Below are 17,203 nucleotides of genomic sequence, written 5' to 3'. Positions count from 1 at the left end.
GCCCGAACCGGCAATCGCACGCCTGCCAGACTTGCGTCATGACCGAACGCGAGGCGGTCCCGGTCGCGGCCGATTTCCCGGTGCGCTGGCCGGTGACTACGCGGTGGGCCGACAACGACATGTTCGGACACCTCAACAATGCGGTGTACTACGCGCTTTTCGATTCGGCGATCAACGGATGGATCAACACCAGCCTCGGGCTCGACCCGCTGACCGCGCCCTGGCTGGGCGTGGTGGCCGAGTCCGGCTGCCGGTACCTGGCCGAGCTGCGCTTCCCGGATCCGCTGACGGTCGGCCTCGCGGTCACCCGGCTGGGCAACAGCAGCGTCACGTACCGGCTGGGGCTGTGGCAGCAGGACGGTCCGACCGCCGCCGTCGGGCACTGGGTACACGTCTACGTCGACCGGGCGGGACGCAAGCCGGTGCCGATCCCCGATGCGATCCGCGCACTGCTGGAAAAGGCCCGCACCGACCAATAGATATGCTCGTCGGATGCCGCTCGTGAGCAAGACAGTCGAGGTGGCGGCCTCCGCCGAAGCGATCATGGGGATCGTCGCGGACTTCGAGGCCTACCCCGAATGGAACGAGGAGATCAAGGGGTGCTGGGTGCTGGCCCGGTACAACGACGGCCGGCCCAGCCAGCTGCGACTCGACGTCGTGGTGCAGGGCCAGGCGGGCACCTTCATCACCGCGGTCTACTACCCCGGCGAGAACCAGATCTTCACCGTCCTGCAGCAGGGCGATCACTTCGAGAAACAGGAACAGAAGTTCTCCGTCGTGCCGCTGGGCGCGACCTCGCTGCTGACGGTCGACCTCGACGTCGAGACCAAGCTGCCCATCCCGAAGCCGATGGTGAAGAAGGCCATCGGTGACACGCTCGACTATCTGGCCGACAACCTCAAGGCCCGCGCCGAACAACTGGCTGCCACGTAGAGGGGTCAGCTCCACAACCCTGTTTCGTCGAGGCGCGCGATCAGGCGCTGGGCCCCGTCGGTGAACTCGCCGGCGGTCAGCGCGACGACGGTGTCGACGTCGCGGCGGCGCAGGGCGGCGATGAGCTCGCGGTGGCTGGCCACCGCGGCGACCCCCCACTGCGGGTCGCCGGCGTAGATCTGGCCCGGCAGGTAGCGGGCGACGTGGAGCAGGAACCAGGCCAGCTTGATGCGGCCGGTCGACCGGTTGAACGCTCGGTGGAACGCGAACTCCGCGGCGGCGATCTCGGCGATGTCGTGGTGGGCGACCGCGGTTTCCAACTCATCATTGAGCCGGTCCAACTCGTCGATCTCGGCGTCGGTGATGCGGGCGGTGGCCGTCGCCGCCAGCTCACGGGCGATAGCGGCCTGCAGCCAGAAGATGTCCTCGACGTCGGCGCGCGTCAGCGGCACCACCACGTGGCCGCGGTGCGGCTCGAGCTGGACCATGCCTTCGCCGCGCAGGGTGCGCAGCGCCTCGCGCACGGGCGTGATGCTGACCCCGAGCGCGGCGGCGGTCTCATCGAGCCGGATGAAGGTGCCCGGCCGCAGCACGCCGGTCATGATGTCGGCGCGCAACCGCGCCGCGACCTCGTCGGACAGCTGTTCGCGCCGCACGCTCCGGCGCGGCTTCGAGAGCCGTGCGGTCGGTGCGTTCACTGCGTTCTCCCGGTGCGATCCGGCCTTCGTTGACGAGGGCTTGTACCCGAGCGGCCGAGGCCATAGTGTGACCGGGGCAACACCATGTTTGATCAAATGTCAAACGCGCGCAACCCCGAGATCCGATGGAGCAACAAGTCTTGATCGAGCCGGACCCCACCGCCCAGCCCTATCTCGCTCGCAGACAGAACTGGACCAACCAGCTGGCCCGCCACGCACTGATGCAGCCGGACGCCACCGCGCTGCGCTACCTCGGCAAGACGACCACCTGGCGGGAGCTCGACGAGCGGGTCGGCGCCCTGGCCGGGGCGTTGAGCCGGCGCGGAGTGGGCTTCGGCGACCGGGTGCTGATCCTGATGCTCAACCGCACCGAGTACATCGAGTCGTTCCTCGCGGTCAACAAGCTCGGTGCGATCGCGGTCCCGGTCAACTTCCGCATGACCCCGCCCGAGATCGCCTTCCTGGTCAGCGACTGTCAGGCCGAGGTGGTCATCACCGAGGCGGTGCTGGCCGGCGTGGCCACCGCGGTGCGTGACATCGACCCGACGCTGACCACCGTCGTCGTAGCCGGCGGCAGCACCGAGAACGACCTGATCGGTTACGACGACCTGATCTCCGAGGCCGGCGCACCGGCGGCGGTCGTGGACATACCCAACGACTCCCCAGCGCTGATCATGTACACCTCGGGCACCACGGGCAGGCCGAAGGGCGCGGTGCTCACCCACACCAACATCGCCGGGCAGGCGCTGACCTTCCTGTTCACCAACGGCGCCGACATCAACAGCGACGTCGGCTTCATCGGTGTGCCGCTGTTCCACATCGCCGGGATCGGCAACATGATCCCCGGCCTGCTGCTGGGGCGGCCGACGGTCGTCTATCCGTTGGGCGCGTTCAACCCCGACGAGCTGCTCGACGTGCTCGAGGCCGAGCAGGTCACCGGCATCTTCCTGGTGCCCGCCCAGTGGCAGGCGGTGTGCGCGGCACAGCAGGCCCGCCCCCGCGATCTGCGGCTGCGCGTGCTGTCCTGGGGCGCGGCGCCCGCGTCGGACACGCTGCTGCGCCAGATGGCCGAGACGTTCCCCGGCACCCAGATCCTGGCCGCGTTCGGCCAGACCGAGATGTCACCGGTGACCTGCATGCTGTTGGGCGAGGACGCGATCCGCAAGCTCGGATCGGTCGGCAAGGTGATCCCCACCGTCGCGGCCCGCGTCGTCGACGAGGACATGAACGACGTCCCAATAGGACAGGTCGGTGAGATCGTCTATCGCGCACCGACTTTGATGGCCGGTTACTGGAACAACCCGAAGGCCACCGCGGAAGCGTTCGCCGGCGGTTGGTTCCACTCCGGCGACCTCGTCCGTCAGGACGAGGAGGGCTACGTCTGGGTGGTCGACCGCAAGAAGGACATGATCATCTCCGGCGGCGAGAACATCTACTGCGCCGAGGTCGAGAACGCGCTCGCGGCGCACCCGGCGATCGCCGAGGTCGCCGTGATCGGACGTCCCGACCAGAAGTGGGGCGAGGTGCCGGTGGCCGTCGTGGCGTTGGATGCCGCCCTCGGCGCGGCCGATCAGACCGATCTTGACCTGCGAGAGCTTGACGCTTTCCTCGACGAACGGCTGGCGCGGTACAAGCACCCGAAGGCCGTCGAGGTCGTTGATGCGTTGCCGCGCAACCCCGCCGGCAAAGTCCTCAAGACCGAACTGCGCGCACGATTTGGGGCTGCAAACCAGGTTGACGCCGGTGAAAGTTCTGCCGGCGCCGCGGTTTCCGCTGCGCCGCAGAGGAATTAGAGAACGGAATCGGGTTTGCTAACGGTTACAGGCACAATCCGGCCGATGCCCTGCACGGCGGGAATCGCATCGGGTACATTCCTGTGGTCTGTCTTACTACCGACCGGTAGCGAGACGGGGATAACAACAATCAGGTCGGGGCAAGGAGGGGTCGTGCGACAGGGGCTGCCGGTGCACCGCGACAGTCGCCGTTGCGCCACGGGAGCACACTGGTGACGGCGTCGACCGGCGTTGTCGGTTACGTACGCGATCAGGTCAGACCCGGCCTGGAAGCGGTCGGCGGCTTCGTGCGCATGTGCGTTCTCGTCGGTAAAGCACTGCTCAGGCCGCCGTTCCAGTGGCGCGAGTTCATTCTGCAGAGCTGGTTTCTGATGCGGGTGGCGTTCCTGCCGACGCTGGCGGTCTCCATCCCGCTGACCGTGCTCCTGATCTTCACGCTCAACATCCTGCTGGCCGAGTTCGGCGCCGCCGACGTCTCCGGTGCGGGGGCGGCGATCGGCGCCGTCACGCAGCTCGGGCCATTGGTCACGGTGCTCGTGGTCGCCGGGGCGGGCTCGACCGCCATCTGCGCAGACCTGGGAGCACGCACCATCCGCGAGGAGATCGACGCGCTCGAGGTCCTCGGCATCGACCCGATCCACCGCCTGGTGGTGCCTCGCGTCGTCGCCTCCACCTTCGTCGCGCTGCTGCTCAACGGCGCGGTGATCACGGTCGGCCTGGTTGGCGGCTTCATCTTCGGCGTCTACCTGCAGAACGTCTCGGCGGGCGCGTACGTCTCGACGCTGACCCTGATCACCGGACTGCCCGAGGTCGTCATCTCGATCATCAAAGCCATGACGTTCGGCCTGATCGCCGGCCTGGTCGGCTGCTACCGCGGCCTGACCGTCGCGGGCGGCGCGAAGGGCGTCGGCACCGCGGTCAACGAGACCCTGGTGCTCTGCGTCATCGCGCTGTTCGCGGTCAACGTGGTCCTGACCACGATCGGTGTCCGGTTCGGAACAGGGAGCTGACGTGTCGACGACAACGGTCCTGCGTTCTCGGTTTCCGCGGGCGTACGAGCGCACCAAAGGTGTGGCCAGCGCACCCGCACGGTTCCTCGACAGCGTCGGGCACGTCGCGTGGTTCGTCATCACCGCGGTCGGTTCGATCGGCCACGCACTGCGCTACTACCGCAAGGAGACGCTGCGCCTGATCGCCGAGATCGGCATGGGCACGGGCGCGATGGCCGTGATCGGCGGCACGGTCGCCATCGTCGGCTTCGTGACACTGTCCGGTTCGTCGCTGGTCGCGATCCAGGGCTTCGCCTCGCTCGGCAACATCGGTGTCGAGGCGTTCACCGGCTTCTTCGCCGCGCTGATCAATGTGCGCATCGCCGCGCCGGTCGTCGCGGGTCAGGCGCTGGCCGCCACCGTCGGCGCGGGCGCCACCGCCGAGTTGGGCGCCATGCGCATCAGCGAGGAGATCGACGCGCTCGAGGTGATGGGCATCAAGTCGATCTCGTACCTGGTGTCGACCCGGATCATGGCGGGCTTCATCGTGATCATCCCGCTGTACGCGATGGCGATCATCATGAGCTTCCTGTCCGCACAGGTGACCACCACGTTCTTCTACGGCCAGTCGATCGGCACCTACGAGCACTACTTCCGAACGTTCCTGCGTCCCGACGACGTCTTCTGGTCGTTCATCCAGGCAGTGATCATCTCGGTCATCGTGATGCTCAACCACTGCTACTACGGCTACTTCGCCAGCGGCGGCCCGGTCGGCGTCGGCGAGGCCGTCGGTCGCTCGATGCGCGCATCGCTGGTGGCGATCGTCTGTGTGGTCCTGTTCGCCTCGTTGGCGCTCTACGGCGTCGACCCGAACTTCAACCTGACGGTGTAGCGCCATGACCGCCCCACTGAACAATCCCCGCACCCCGCCGTACAAGCTGGCCGGTTTGGTGCTGAGCCTGCTGGCAGTCGTCGGGCTGGTGCTGGTGTACATGCAGTTCCGCGGCGACTTCCTGCCGCGCGAACAGCTGACGATCATCTCCGCGCGGTCGGGCCTGTCCATGGATCCCGGCGCCAAGGTCACCTACAACGGCGTCGAGATCGGCCGGGTGGCGGACGTGGAAGCGGTCAACGTCGGCGGTGAGCCGAGGGCCAAGATCCTCCTCGACGTGGATCCGAAGTACCTCGAGCTGATCCCGAAGAACGTCGATGCCAGCATCGATGCGACCACCGTCTTCGGCAACAAGTACATCAACTTCTCGTCACCGGAAAACCCGACACCGCAACGCATCACGTCGTCGGACGTGATCGACGTGACCACGGTGACAACGGAGTTCAACACCTTGTTCGAAACGGTCGTGTCGCTCTCCGAGCAGGTCGACCCGATCAAGCTGAACCAGACTCTGAGCGCAACGGCGGAGGCGCTCGACGGGCTGGGCGATCGCTTCGGCCAGTCGATCATCAACGGCAACGAGATCCTCACCGACGTCAACGCCAGGATGCCCGAACTCGCGCGGGACAACCGCCTGCTGGCCGACCTCGGCGAGGTGTACGCCGACGCGGCGCCCGACCTGTTCGACGGACTGGAGAACGCGGTCACCACCGCCCGCACGCTCAACGAGCAGCAGGGCAACATCGACCAGGCACTGATGGCGGCCGTCGGATTCGGCAACACCGGTGCGGACATCTTCGAGCGCAGTGCGCCGTACCTGATTCGCGGCACCGAAGACCTTCTGACGACATCGAAGACGCTCGACGAGTACAGCCCTGCGCTGTTCTGCACCATTCGAAATTTTCACGACGTGGAGCCAAAAGTCGCTGCATCCCTTGGCGGCAACGGGTATTCGCTGCAGACCCTGTCCACCATTGAAGGCGCCGGTAACCCCTATGTGTATCCGGACAACCTGCCGCGGGTGAACGCGCGCGGTGGCCCCGAGGGCCGGCCGGGCTGCTGGCAGCCGATCACGCGCGACCTGTATCCCGCGCCGTATCTTGTGGCGGACACGGGTGTTTCGATCGCGCCGTACAACCACTTCGAGTTGGGCCAGCCGATCCTGATCGAGTACGTCTGGGGTCGCCAGGTCGGGGAGAACACGATCAACCCATGAAAATCACCGGTACCGCCATCAAGCTCGGCGCCTTCTCAGTGGTGCTGCTGCTGTTCACCGCGATTATCGTGGTGGTGTTCGGACAGATGCGCTTCGACCGCACCACCAGCTACTCGGCGATCTTCTCGAGCGCCAGCGGGCTACGCGCCGGCCAGTTCGTCCGCGCGTCGGGCGTCGAGGTCGGCAAGGTTGACAGCGTCGAGTTGGTCAACGGCGGATCGCAGGCGAAGGTCGAATTCAATGTCGACCGATCGCTGCCGATGTTCGAGGGCACCACCGCCTCGGTGCGGTACCTGAACCTCATCGGCGACCGCTATCTGGAACTCAAGCGGGGTGACAGCGACAAGCGGCTGCCCAGCGGCGCAACGATCCCGCTCGAGCAGACCCAGCCCGCACTGGATCTCGACGCGCTGATCGGCGGCTTCCGGCCGGTGTTCCGCGCGCTGGACCCGGAGAAGGTCAACACCATCGCCGAGTCGATCATCACGGTCTTCCAGGGCCAGGGCGGCACGATCAACGACATCCTGGACCAGACCGCCTCGCTCACATCGGCGCTGGCCGACCGCGACCAGGCGATCGGCGAGGTGATCCGCAACCTGAACACCGTGCTGGACACCACGGTCAAGCATCAGGCCGAGTTCGACCAGACCGTGCAGGATTTCGAGAAGCTGATCACCGGCTTGAAGAACCGCGCGGATCCGATCGCCACCTCGGTCGGGGATATCAGCGACGCGGCGGGCACGGTCGCCGACCTGCTCGCCGACAACCGGCCGCTGCTGCAGAGCACCGTCGGACATCTCGAGGTCATCCAGCAACCGCTGATCGATCAGAAGGACGAGCTCAACGACTTGCTCACCAGGCTGCCCACCGCGTTCAAGATCATCGGCAGGGCCGGCGGTATCTACGGCGACTTCTTCAACTTCTACGCCTGCGATATCTCCTTGCGGCTCAACGGCCTTCAGCCGGGTGGGCCGGTCCGGACCGTCAAACTCTTCAGTCAGCCGTCGGGTAGGTGCACACCGCAATGAGGACGCTCGAAGGGTCGAACCGGGTCCGTGGCGGGTTGATGGGAATCATCATCCTGATCATCGTCATCGGCGTGGGACAGAGCTTCGCCAGTGTCCCGATGCTTTTCGCATCGCCCACCTACTATGCGTACTTCTCTGACACCGGTGGCATCGGCACGGGCGACAAGGTGCGCATCGCTGGCGTGGACGTCGGCGATGTGCGCAGCATGGAGATCGAGGGCGACAAGGTCAAGATCGGCTTCGGGCTTGGCGGGACGCAGATCGGCACCGACAGCCGCGCCGCCATCCGCACCGACACCATTCTCGGACGCCGCACCATGGAGATCGAGCCACGCGGTTCGGATCCGTTGCGCGCGAACGGCGTTCTGCCACTCGGCCAGACGACGACGCCGTACCAGATCTACGACGCGTTCTTCGACGTGACGAAGGCCGCCTCGGATTGGGACACCCAGACCGTGAAGCGTTCGCTGAACGTGCTCTCGGAGACCATCGACCAGACCTATCCACACCTGAGCGCCGCGCTCGACGGGGTGGCCCGGTTCTCCGACACCATCGGCAAGCGCGACGAGGACATCAAGAAGCTGCTGAGCAACGCCAACAAAATCGCGGGCATCCTGGGCAGCCGCAGTGAACAGATCAACCAATTGCTGGTCAACGCCCAGACCTTGCTCGGCGCGATCAATGAGCGCCAGTACGCGGTGAGCATGCTGCTCGAGCGCGTCGGCTCGTTCTCCGAACAGGTCAAGGGCTTGATCGACGACAACCCGAACCTCAACCGGGTGCTCGAACAACTCCGCGTGGTCAGCGGCGTGCTGGTCGACCGCAAGTACGACCTGATGGACACCCTGACCACGGTCGCAAGCTTCGTGGCGTCGCTCGGTGAAGCGGTCGCTTCGGGCCCGTACTTCAAGGTCATGCTGGTCAACCTGCTGCCGGGCCAGATCCTGCAGCCGTTCGTGGACGCCGCCTTCAAGAAGCGCGGTATCGACCCGCAGAAGTTCTGGCGCGACGCGGGCCTGCCCGCCTGGCGGTTCCCGGACCCGAACGCGCAGGGCTTCGAGAACGGCGCCCCGCCGCCGGGACCGGCCGTGCTCGAAGGCACCCCCGAGAACCCGGGACCCGGTGTGCTGAAGGGCTCACCGTGCTCGTACACGCCGCCGGCCGACGGTCTGCCGACACCAGGCGACCCGCTGCCCTGCGCGGATCTGTCCGTGGGGCCGTTCGGCGGTCCCGCGTACGGGCCACCCAATGTGGCGACCTCTGACCCGAATGTGCACGGCCCGCAGCCGTCTCCGGGCGTGCCGGCCGCGGCGATTCCGGGTCAGATCTCGCCGCCGGTGCCGGGTGCGGACATGCCGCTGCCGCCGGCCCCGCCAGGAGCGCGCACAGTGCCGGTCGGGCCGCAACCGCCGCTGCCGCCGGATTTCACGCCGGGCATCGCACCGTTGCCACCGGCGTTGCCCGCGCCGGCGGTCCCGGGCCCCGGTCAGCAGCTGCCACCCGCCAACACGCCACCGCTGCCGGGGAACCCACCGTTCCTGCCGCCACTCTCTCAGGGACAGGGGGGCTGATCGATGACAACGATCTTCAACATCCGAAACCTGAAGTTGCCCAAGGTTTCCCGGGTGACCGTCATCATCGGCGCGCTGGTCGTGGTGCTGGCGTTGGTGGCCGCCTTCGTCGGGTACAACCTGTACAAGAAGCTGACCACCAACACCGTCGTCGCCTATTTCACCGACACGCTGGCGCTGTATCCCGGCGACAAGGTGCAGATCATGGGGGTGAAGGTCGGCTCGATCGACGCGATCGAACCGGCCGGCGACAAGATGAAGGTCACCTTCCACTACGAGAACAAGTACAAGGTGCCCGCCAACGCCACCGCGTCGATCCTGAACCCGAGCCTGGTGGCGTCGCGCACCATCCAGCTGTCGCCGCCGTACACCGGCGGGCCGGTGATGGAGGACGGTGCGGTCATCCCGCTGGAGCGTACGCAGGTGCCGGTCGAGTACGACGAGCTGCGTGACTCGATCAACCGGATCCTGACCGATCTGGGGCCGACGCCGGAGCAGCCCATGGGCCCGTTCGGCGACATCATCGAATCCGCGGCCGACGGCTTCGCGGGCAAGGGCAAGCAGCTCAACGAGACGTTGAACAACCTGTCGGAGGCACTGTTCGCGCTCAACGAGGGCCGCGACGACTTCTTCAGCGTGGTGAAAAGCCTGGCGCTGTTCGTCAACGCGCTGCACCAGAGCGATCAGCAGTTCGTCGCGCTGAACGACGATCTCGCCGAGTTCACCAACGCGTTCACCAACACCGACCGCGAGGTCGCGAACGCACTGCAGGACCTCAACCAGCTGTTGACGACCACCCGCGGGTTCCTCGACGAGAACGCCGAGGTGCTCACCACCGACGTCAACAACCTGGCCGAAGCGACCACCGCGATCCTGCAACCAGAGCCGCGCAACGGTCTGGAGACCGCCCTACACGTGTTCCCGAATCTCGGCGCGAATCTCGTGAATATTGCTTCTCCGGTCACCGGTGGCATAAACAGCTACGCCGTCATAAACAACTTCGCCAATCCGCTGCAGTTTGTGTGCAGTGCAATCCAGGCGGGCAGCCGGCTGGGTTATCAGGAGTCGGCCGAGATGTGCGCGCAGTACCTAGCGCCGATCCTGGACGCGATCAAGTTCAACTTCCCGCCGTTCGGGATCAACCAGTTCAGCTCGGCGATGACGCTGCCCAAGCAGATCGCCTACTCCGAGCCGCGGCTGCAGCCGCCGCCGGGCTACAAGGACACGACCGTGCCGGGCATCTGGTCACGCGACACCTTGTTCTCGCACGGCAACCACGAACCGGGCTGGGTCGCCGCGCCGGGTATGCAGGGTGTCGACGTGCAACCGTTCACGGCGAACATGATGACCCCGGAGTGCCTGGCGGAACTGTTGGGCGGACCCAACTGTGTGGTCCCCGCGGCACCGCCGGCGTTCGGCACGACGCGCAACGGCAATCTGCCCGGTCCGCCGAATGCCTTCGACCAGAACAACCCGCTGCCGCCGCCGTGGTACCCGCAGCCGGGCCCGCCGCCGCCGCCGGCGCCGGGTGTGATCCCGGGCGATCCGGGCGGAGCGGCGATGGCCGGCCCGCTGCCGGCTCCCGGCCCGGGACCGGGGCCCGCTCCGGCCGCGCCCGCCCCGGCAGGGCCGCCGCTACCAGCAGAGGCAGGTCGGTGATGAGCGTTCGTAGGTGGAGCAGGTTCGCGCAGCGAGCCGTCGCGCTGGGCGCGGTCGCGCTCGTGCTGAGTTCCTGCGGTAACTGGAAGGGCATCGCGAACGTGCCGTTGCCGGGCGGTCCGGGCACGGGGCCGAACGCGACGACGATCTATGTGCAGATGCCGGACACCTTGGCGCTCAACGTGAACAGCCGGGTGCGGGTCGCCGACGTCTATGTCGGCCGGGTGCGCGCCATCGAGCTGAAGAACTGGGTCGCGACGCTGACGCTGGATCTGCAGCCCGACATCGAACTGCCCAGGAACGCCCTAGCCCGCATCGGCCAGACCAGCTTGTTGGGTTCACAGCATGTGGAGCTGGAGCCGCCGCCGAACCCGTCGCCGGAGCCGCTGCAAAGCGGTGACACGATCCCGCTCGCGAACTCGTCGGCCTACCCGAGCACCGAGCGGGTGCTGGCGAGCATCGCCACCATCCTGCAGGGCGGCGGGGTGCAGAACCTCGAGGTCATCCAGACCGAGATCTTCAACGTGCTCAACGGCCGGGCCGATGAGATCCGCGAGTTTTTCAACAAGCTGGACACGTTCACCGCCGAATTGAACCAGCAGCGCCAGGACATCACGCGCGCAATCGATTCCACCGACCGGCTACTCACGATCGTCGCGGAGCGCAACAACACGCTGGACCGGGTGTTGACCGAGTTCCCGCCGCTGATCAAGCATTTCGCGGAGACGCGCGATCTGTTCGCCGACGCGGTGGAGGCCGTCGGCCGGATCAGCCGGGCCGCAGACAACGCGTTGGCGCCGGCCAGCGACAATCTGCACACCAACCTGCAGAACCTGCAGCGGCCGCTCAAGCAGCTCGGGCGGGCGTCGCCGTACCTGATCGGCGCCCTCAAGCTCATGCTCACCGCGCCGTTCTCGATTGAGAACGTGCCGAAGGTGATCCGCGGCGACTACCTCAACGCGTCACTGATGGTGGACTTGACACTTTCGTCGCTCGACAATGCAGTACTGACGGGCACGGGCCTTTCCGGGATGCTGCGCGCGCTGGAGCAGGCGTGGGGTCGCGACCCGGCGACGATGATCCCGGATGTGCGGTTCGTGCCGAACGCGCACAACGCACCGAACGGCCCGCTGGTGGAAAGGGGTGAGTGAGCTGTGCTGACCAGGTTCATCAGGATCCAGCTGGTGCTGTTCACCATCCTGACGATCGTCGCGCTGGTGGTGCTGGGGTGGTACTACCTGCGCATCCCGAGCCTCGTCGGTATCGGCCAGTACGAGTTGAAGGCCGAACTCCCCCGCTCGGGCGGTCTGTACGCGACGGCCAACGTCACCTACCGCGGCACGCAGATCGGCAAGGTCACCTCGGTCGAGCCGACCCAGCGGGGCGCGCTCGCGGTGATGAGCATCGATGACCGCTACAAGATTCCCGCCGACGCGACGGCGAACGTGCACTCGGTGTCGGCGATCGGCGAGCAGTATCTGGACCTGGTGTCGACGGGCGACGCGGACCAGTACCTGTCGCCGGGTTCGACGATCACCGAGAGCACCGTGCCCAGCGAGGTCGGCCCGGCGCTGGACGCCGCGAACAGGGGTCTGGCGGTGCTGCCCAAGGAGAAGATCGACGCGCTGCTCACCGAGACGTCACAGGCGGTCGGCGGGCTGGGCCCGGCGCTGCAACGGCTGGTGGATTCGACGACCAACATCGCGCAGGGCTTCAAGGACCATCTGCCGCAGGTCAACGACATCATCGTCAACGCAGGCCCGATCCTGGACAGCCAGGTGCAGTCCGGCGACAACATCGAGCAGTGGTCGCGCAACCTGAACGTGATCGCCGCGCAGTCGGCCGAGCAGGATGCGGCGCTGCGGAGCGGCCTCCAGCAGGCCGCTCCGACAGCCGACCAGCTCAACGCAGTGTTCGGCGGGGTGCGCGAGTCGTTGCCGCAGACGCTAGCGAACCTCGCGATCGTCACCGACATGCTCAAGCGCTACAACAAGGGCCTCGAGCAGTCGCTAGTTCTCTTACCGCAGGGCGCGGCGGTGGCGCAAGCGGGCACGTTGTTTGAGGGCTACGGCCAACTGCCGCTCGCGTTAGGTGCACTCAACCAGCCGCCGCCATGTCTGACCGGCTTCCTGCCCGCGTCCGAGTGGCGCTCGCCGGCCGACACCAGCATGGCGCCGCTGCCGCGGGGCACCTACTGCAAGATCCCGAAGGACTACCAGGGCAACGTCGTTCGCGGCGCCCGCAACTATCCCTGCGTCGACGTCCCGGGCAAGCGGGCGGCGACGCCGATGGAGTGCCGCAGCGATGAGCCGTACGTTCCGCTGGGCACCAACCCGTGGTACGGCGACCCAAACCAGATCCTGTCCTGCCCGGCCCCTGGCGCGCGCTGCGATCAGGGCGTCAACCCGGGCCGCGGCGTCATCCAGGCGCCGTCGGTCAACAGCGGGATGAATCCTGCACCCGCGAGCGACCTGCCGCCGCCGAACTCGACGGCGCCGGTCAGCGATCCGCTGAGCCCGCCCGGACAGGGCAGCGTGACCTGCAGTGGACAACAACCCAACCCCTGCATCTACACTCCGGCACCAGGGCCACCCGGCTCCACGGCGGTGTACAGCCCGAGCAGCGGCCAGGTGGTCGGACCCGACGGCGTGAAATACAACGTCAGCAACTCGAGTAACCCAGGAGACGACGGATGGAAGGAGATGCTGGCACCCGCCAGCTGAACCCCACCGATGCTGATGAGACGCCCGACGAGTCGTTAGCAGTATCCCCAGGCCCAGCGCCCGCCGAGGATCCGGACACCACAGAAGAACAGGTTTCGGCCGATCCCCGCCGACCGTCGCGGATCGGTCGCGGCCTGGCTGTCAGTATCTGCGCGGCGCTGCTCGCGCTCGCCGTCGCCGGGGGTGTCGCGGGATTCCTGCTCTTCAAAAATGACCAACGGGTCGCGGCCAGCGAGCGCGCCGAAGCGGCGGCACTGCAGGCGGCGAAGGATTGTGTGGCCGCGACGCACGCGCCCGACACCGCCGCCATGACCGCGGCGCAGACCAAGATCATCGATTGCTCGACCGGCGACTTCGCCGTGCAGTCCTCGCTGTACGCAGGGGTGCTGGTCGACGCGTACCAGGCCGCCGACGTGCGGGTGCAGGTTTCGGATATGCGCGCGGCGGTGGAGAAGCACAACGACGACGGGTCTTTCGACATCCTGGTCGCGGTGCGGGTCAAGGTCACCAACTCCGACACCGCCGATGAGGAGCAGGGCTACCGGCTGCGGGTGCGGATGGCACCGGACGAAGGGACCTACAAGGTCGCCGAGTTGGATCAGGTCACATCGTGACATCGTCCACCCTGACACTCGACACGACCCCGGATTCGCCGGCCACCGACCAGGCCACCGTGGAGCCGGTGGCGTCGTGGCCGGCCAGGGCCGGCGCGTTCGCCGTCGACGTCCTGATCGGGCTCGCCGTGCTGGTGACGCTGGCATTGGTTTCGCTGACCGCGCCGCTGCGCAGTCCGCTGTGGTGGTGCTACATCGCCGCGGTGGTCGTCGTGGTGTTGGTGATCGCGGTCAATCGCCTCGTACTGCCTGGCATCGTCGGCTTCTCGCTGGGACGCGCCGTTTTCGGCATCGCGGTCAGGAAGCGGGACGGCTCACCGGTCGGAGTGTGGCGGCTGCTGATTCGTGACGGCGCGCACGTGCTCGACACCGCGGCGTTGTTCATCGGATGGCTATGGCCACTGTGGGATCGGCGCCACCGCACCTTCGCCGACCTTCTGCTGCGCACCGAGGTACGTCCGGTGCCGCCGCCCGAGCGCAACGTCAGCACGCTGACCGCCGTCGTGCTCATCGTCGCCACGGTGGCCTGCGCGGCGGCCGTCGCAGTGAACTACTGGGTGGTGTACCGGCACGAGCGCGCGGTCGAGGAGACCAGAGAACAGATCGCCGAACAGGGCCCGCGGATCGTCGAGCAGATGCTGAGCTTCAAGAGCGACACCATGCAGGAGGATTTCGCGCGGGCACAGTCGCTGGCCACCGACGGTTACCGGCAGCAGTTGATCGACCAGCAGAAGGCCGGACAGAGCGCGGGTGTCAGCTCCAACGAGTACTGGGCGGTCAGCAGCGCGGTGCTCGAAGCGACGCCGGACACCGCGGAGATGCTGCTGGCGCTGCAGGGCCAGCGGGGCGATGACCCCAACGAGCTGAAGTTCATCACCGCCACCGTGCAGGTCGAGTTGGCGAAATCCGGCGACGGCCAGTGGCGCGTCGCCAATCTCACCGTGCTGAAGCGACCCCAGATGAATACGCAGGGCCGATGAGTCCGCGGCGCAGAGTCGACGCCGATGAGCGAGACTTCTTCGAGGTGGAACCGAGGCCACCGCGCCGCTGGGGGCTTCCGATCATCGCCGCCGCGGCGTCACTTCTGATGGCGGCCGCGATCGCGGCGGGATCGCTGATGTTGGTCAGCCACGAGAACAACCGCCGCACGGTCGCCAATGACCACGCCGCGCTGGTGTACGTCAGCGAATTCATGACCGACTACACGTCGTTGGACCCCTTCAACGCCAACGCCTATGTGGACCGGATCCTGGCGCAGGGGACGGGTGATTTCGCGAAGATGTTCAAGGAGAAGCAGAACGAGATACTGATCCAGGTCGCGCAGGCTGAGCCCACCAGTGGAGCCGTGCTGGCCGCGGGTGTGCAGCGGTGGAACGACAACGGCAGCGCCGACATCCTGGTCGCGACCAAGGTCTCCACGAAAGGGCCGGACGGCAAATCGACAGTCGAGAGTGGAAGTCGTTGGATAGCAACGGCTATCAAGGAGGGACAGCAGTGGAAGATCAGCCAGCTGATCCAGGTGATCTGACCACCGGACCCCCGGCGGAATCCACCCCGGCGCCGAGCCGGCGTCGGTGGTCCTTCCTTCGGCGTCGGCAGAAGGAATCGGCGGAAGCCGCCCCGGATTCCGCCACGGCGGAGACGCCGGAGGCGGCACCCGCAGCGGATACGCCCGCGCGTCGGCCGGTCGGCAAGGCGAAACGCCAGGGCAGGACGCGCGTCGAGGAGGCCGACGACGACACCGTCGACGCCGCGGCGCAGGACGCAGCCGCCTCGGAACCCAAAGAGGCCGAAGCCGGGGCCGTCGAGCCTGACCCCACGGACGAGTCCGCCGTCGTGCCGCAGGAAGTGCGGTTCGTACCGCACCGGCCAGCAGGCAAGCGGCTCGTCGGGGCGATGGCGGCGGCCGCCGTGCTGTTCGTCGGTGCAGCCGCGTTCGCCGCGTCGACCCTGCAGCCCTACCTGTCGGAGCGAGCCGAGATCGACACCAAACTCGACGTGGCTCGCACCGCGGCCAGTGCGATCTCCACACTGTGGACCTACACGCCGGACAACATGGAGACGTTGCCGGACCGGTCGGCGGCGTTCCTCGGTGGCGACTTCGCCTATGAGTACCGCAAGTACATCGACGCGATCGTCGCGACGAACAAACAAGCGCAGGTCACCAACACCACGCAGGTGCTGGGCGCGGCGGTGGAAACCCTGACCCCCGACGAGGCCACCGCGATCGTCTACACCAACTCGGTGGCGACCAGCCCGATGAGCAAGAACATCCCTTCGCTGCGCTACCTGTCCTACCGGTTGACGATGGAACGCCGCGATGCCAAGTGGCTGATCACGAATATGTCGACCATCACGTCGCTGGACCTGACACCACAGCTGTAGTCGGGGAGCTGGCGCATGGCGGTCGAATCGCCTGTCTCGCAACGGTTGACGATCACCTGCCTGCTGTTGTTGACGTTCGCGACCGGCTTGGTCGATGCGGTCAGCGTGCTGAAGCTCGGTCACGTGTTCGTGGCGAACATGACCGGGAACGTGATCTTCCTGGGTTTCTGGCTGGTGCCGAACTCCGGGGTGGACGTGACCGCCGCGCTCGTCGCGTTCGCCGGCTTCGTCGCGGGTGCGGTGGTCAGTGGCCGGTTCACCCGCCACATCGGCACCGATGTCCGCCGGTGGCTGGCGATCACGCTGACGTTCGAGGTCGTGTTGCTCGCGGCCCTGTCGGTGCTTGCCGGGACCGGCGTGCTCGACTATCAGGACAACACCAAACTGCTGCTCATCGCCGGCCTGGCTGTGGCGTTCGGCGTCCAGAACTCCAGCGCCCAGCAGTTCGGCATCCAGGAGTTGTCGACCACGGTGTTGACGACGACGATCGTGCGGATCGGCTTCGACAGCCGGTTGGCCGGTGGCACCGGTGAGCGGGAGAAGTTGCGCTACAGCGTGGTTCTGACGATGTGCGGTGGGGCGGTCGTGGGGGCGACGATGAGCCGTTTCACCGTCGCGCCGATCATCGGCATCGCCGCGGCAATGGTGGCGCTGTCCGGAGTCTTGTTCTGGGTCGGGGACAGGCGCGGCCGAGGCTAGTCT

The 17,203-nt window shown here is 66.8% G+C and carries 17 protein-coding genes; 16 read left to right on the top strand and 1 reads right to left on the bottom strand.

The annotated features are described in order from the left end of the window. Positions 1 to 38: 38 nt before the first annotated feature. The gene (locus A5650_RS17645) at positions 39 to 479 is read left to right on the top strand and encodes an acyl-CoA thioesterase (RefSeq protein WP_067294135.1); all 441 of its coding nucleotides are present in this window, start codon (positions 39 to 41) and stop codon (positions 477 to 479) included. Positions 480 to 492: 13 nt separating this feature from the next. Beyond that, a complete protein-coding gene (locus A5650_RS17640; RefSeq protein WP_067080334.1) occupies positions 493 to 933 on the top strand; it encodes an SRPBCC family protein in 441 nt (146 codons plus the stop codon). Between the two features lie 5 nt (positions 934 to 938). Here the strand turns inward: A5650_RS17640 and A5650_RS17635 are convergent, their stop codons facing one another. Further along, the gene (locus A5650_RS17635) at positions 939 to 1,631 is read right to left on the bottom strand and encodes a GntR family transcriptional regulator (protein WP_067294132.1); all 693 of its coding nucleotides are present in this window, start codon (positions 1,629 to 1,631) and stop codon (positions 939 to 941) included. 125 nt (positions 1,632 to 1,756) lie between these two features. Here A5650_RS17635 and fadD5 point away from each other — a divergent pair, with 125 nt between their 5' ends. From fadD5 to A5650_RS17565, 14 genes are all read left to right on the top strand, one after another. Further along, a complete protein-coding gene (gene fadD5, locus A5650_RS17630) occupies positions 1,757 to 3,424 on the top strand; it encodes a fatty-acid--CoA ligase FadD5 (RefSeq protein WP_067294130.1) in 1,668 nt (555 codons plus the stop codon). Positions 3,425 to 3,636: 212 nt separating this feature from the next. After that, complete coding sequence (locus tag A5650_RS17625) at positions 3,637 to 4,434, top strand: MlaE family ABC transporter permease (RefSeq protein ID WP_067294127.1); 798 nt, start codon at positions 3,637 to 3,639, stop codon at positions 4,432 to 4,434. A 1-nt stretch (position 4,435) separates the two neighbouring features. Beyond that, complete coding sequence (locus A5650_RS17620; RefSeq protein WP_067080323.1) at positions 4,436 to 5,305, top strand: MlaE family ABC transporter permease; 870 nt, start codon at positions 4,436 to 4,438, stop codon at positions 5,303 to 5,305. A 4-nt stretch (positions 5,306 to 5,309) separates the two neighbouring features. Beyond that, positions 5,310 to 6,521, top strand: coding sequence for an MCE family protein (locus A5650_RS17615; RefSeq protein ID WP_067294124.1), 1,212 nt, complete (start codon positions 5,310 to 5,312; stop codon positions 6,519 to 6,521). After that, entirely contained in the window at positions 6,518 to 7,549 is a 1,032-nt protein-coding gene (locus A5650_RS17610; protein ID WP_067080318.1) for a virulence factor Mce family protein, read from the top strand. The genes A5650_RS17615 and A5650_RS17610 overlap by 4 nt, the downstream gene beginning before the upstream one ends. Continuing rightward, positions 7,546 to 9,120 carry an MCE family protein gene (locus tag A5650_RS17605; RefSeq protein ID WP_067080315.1) on the top strand — a complete coding sequence of 525 codons (1,575 nt, stop codon included), beginning with the start codon at positions 7,546 to 7,548 and terminating at the stop codon, positions 9,118 to 9,120. The genes A5650_RS17610 and A5650_RS17605 overlap by 4 nt, the downstream gene beginning before the upstream one ends. 3 nt (positions 9,121 to 9,123) lie before the next feature. Continuing rightward, positions 9,124 to 10,779, top strand: coding sequence for a virulence factor Mce family protein (locus A5650_RS17600; protein WP_067080312.1), 1,656 nt, complete (start codon positions 9,124 to 9,126; stop codon positions 10,777 to 10,779). Further along, positions 10,779 to 11,930: an MCE family protein gene (locus tag A5650_RS17595; RefSeq protein ID WP_067080309.1), complete on the top strand. Its 1,152-nt coding sequence runs from the start codon at positions 10,779 to 10,781 to the stop codon at positions 11,928 to 11,930. Before A5650_RS17600 ends, A5650_RS17595 begins: the two co-directional genes overlap by 1 nt. A gap of 3 nt (positions 11,931 to 11,933) precedes the next feature. Continuing rightward, positions 11,934 to 13,502 (top strand): virulence factor Mce family protein, encoded by a 1,569-nt coding sequence (locus tag A5650_RS17590; RefSeq protein WP_067080307.1) that lies wholly within the window; start codon positions 11,934 to 11,936, stop codon positions 13,500 to 13,502. Further along, complete coding sequence (locus tag A5650_RS17585) at positions 13,472 to 14,116, top strand: Rv1363c family protein (protein ID WP_067080306.1); 645 nt, start codon at positions 13,472 to 13,474, stop codon at positions 14,114 to 14,116. The genes A5650_RS17590 and A5650_RS17585 overlap by 31 nt, the downstream gene beginning before the upstream one ends. Next, positions 14,113 to 15,096 carry an RDD family protein gene (locus tag A5650_RS17580; RefSeq protein ID WP_067080303.1) on the top strand — a complete coding sequence of 328 codons (984 nt, stop codon included), beginning with the start codon at positions 14,113 to 14,115 and terminating at the stop codon, positions 15,094 to 15,096. Before A5650_RS17585 ends, A5650_RS17580 begins: the two co-directional genes overlap by 4 nt. Continuing rightward, positions 15,093 to 15,644, top strand: a complete 552-nt coding sequence (locus A5650_RS17575) for an Rv1363c family protein (RefSeq protein ID WP_067080300.1) — start codon at positions 15,093 to 15,095, stop codon at positions 15,642 to 15,644. The genes A5650_RS17580 and A5650_RS17575 overlap by 4 nt, the downstream gene beginning before the upstream one ends. Further along, positions 15,611 to 16,501: a mammalian cell entry protein gene (locus tag A5650_RS17570; protein ID WP_067294122.1), complete on the top strand. Its 891-nt coding sequence runs from the start codon at positions 15,611 to 15,613 to the stop codon at positions 16,499 to 16,501. Before A5650_RS17575 ends, A5650_RS17570 begins: the two co-directional genes overlap by 34 nt. 15 nt (positions 16,502 to 16,516) lie before the next feature. After that, positions 16,517 to 17,200: a YoaK family protein gene (locus tag A5650_RS17565; protein ID WP_067080293.1), complete on the top strand. Its 684-nt coding sequence runs from the start codon at positions 16,517 to 16,519 to the stop codon at positions 17,198 to 17,200. Positions 17,201 to 17,203: the final 3 nt, after the last annotated feature.

This window comes from Mycobacterium sp. 1164985.4 (genome assembly GCF_001668575.1).
GTDB lineage: Bacteria > Actinomycetota > Actinomycetes > Mycobacteriales > Mycobacteriaceae > Mycobacterium.
The sequence above is the reverse complement of the archived record's forward strand: the minus strand, read 5'-3'. Positions and strand labels throughout refer to the sequence as shown.

Bases quoted from the DNA above. Each gene is read 5' to 3' on its own strand.
- A5650_RS17640 (WP_067080334.1), top strand. From the start codon at position 493: ATGCCGCTCGTGAGCAAGACAGTCGAGGTGGCGGCCTCCGCCGAAGCG.
- A5650_RS17600 (WP_067080312.1), top strand. From the start codon at position 9,124: ATGACAACGATCTTCAACATCCGAAACCTGAAGTTGCCCAAGGTTTCC.
- A5650_RS17605 (WP_067080315.1), top strand. From the start codon at position 7,546: ATGAGGACGCTCGAAGGGTCGAACCGGGTCCGTGGCGGGTTGATGGGA.
- A5650_RS17585 (WP_067080306.1), top strand. From the start codon at position 13,472: ATGGAAGGAGATGCTGGCACCCGCCAGCTGAACCCCACCGATGCTGAT.
- A5650_RS17615 (WP_067294124.1), top strand. From the start codon at position 5,310: ATGACCGCCCCACTGAACAATCCCCGCACCCCGCCGTACAAGCTGGCC.
- A5650_RS17575 (WP_067080300.1), top strand. From the start codon at position 15,093: ATGAGTCCGCGGCGCAGAGTCGACGCCGATGAGCGAGACTTCTTCGAG.
- A5650_RS17610 (WP_067080318.1), top strand. From the start codon at position 6,518: ATGAAAATCACCGGTACCGCCATCAAGCTCGGCGCCTTCTCAGTGGTG.
- A5650_RS17595 (WP_067080309.1), top strand. From the start codon at position 10,779: ATGAGCGTTCGTAGGTGGAGCAGGTTCGCGCAGCGAGCCGTCGCGCTG.
- fadD5 (WP_067294130.1), top strand. From the start codon at position 1,757: ATGGAGCAACAAGTCTTGATCGAGCCGGACCCCACCGCCCAGCCCTAT.
- A5650_RS17565 (WP_067080293.1), top strand. From the start codon at position 16,517: ATGGCGGTCGAATCGCCTGTCTCGCAACGGTTGACGATCACCTGCCTG.
- A5650_RS17645 (WP_067294135.1), top strand. From the start codon at position 39: ATGACCGAACGCGAGGCGGTCCCGGTCGCGGCCGATTTCCCGGTGCGC.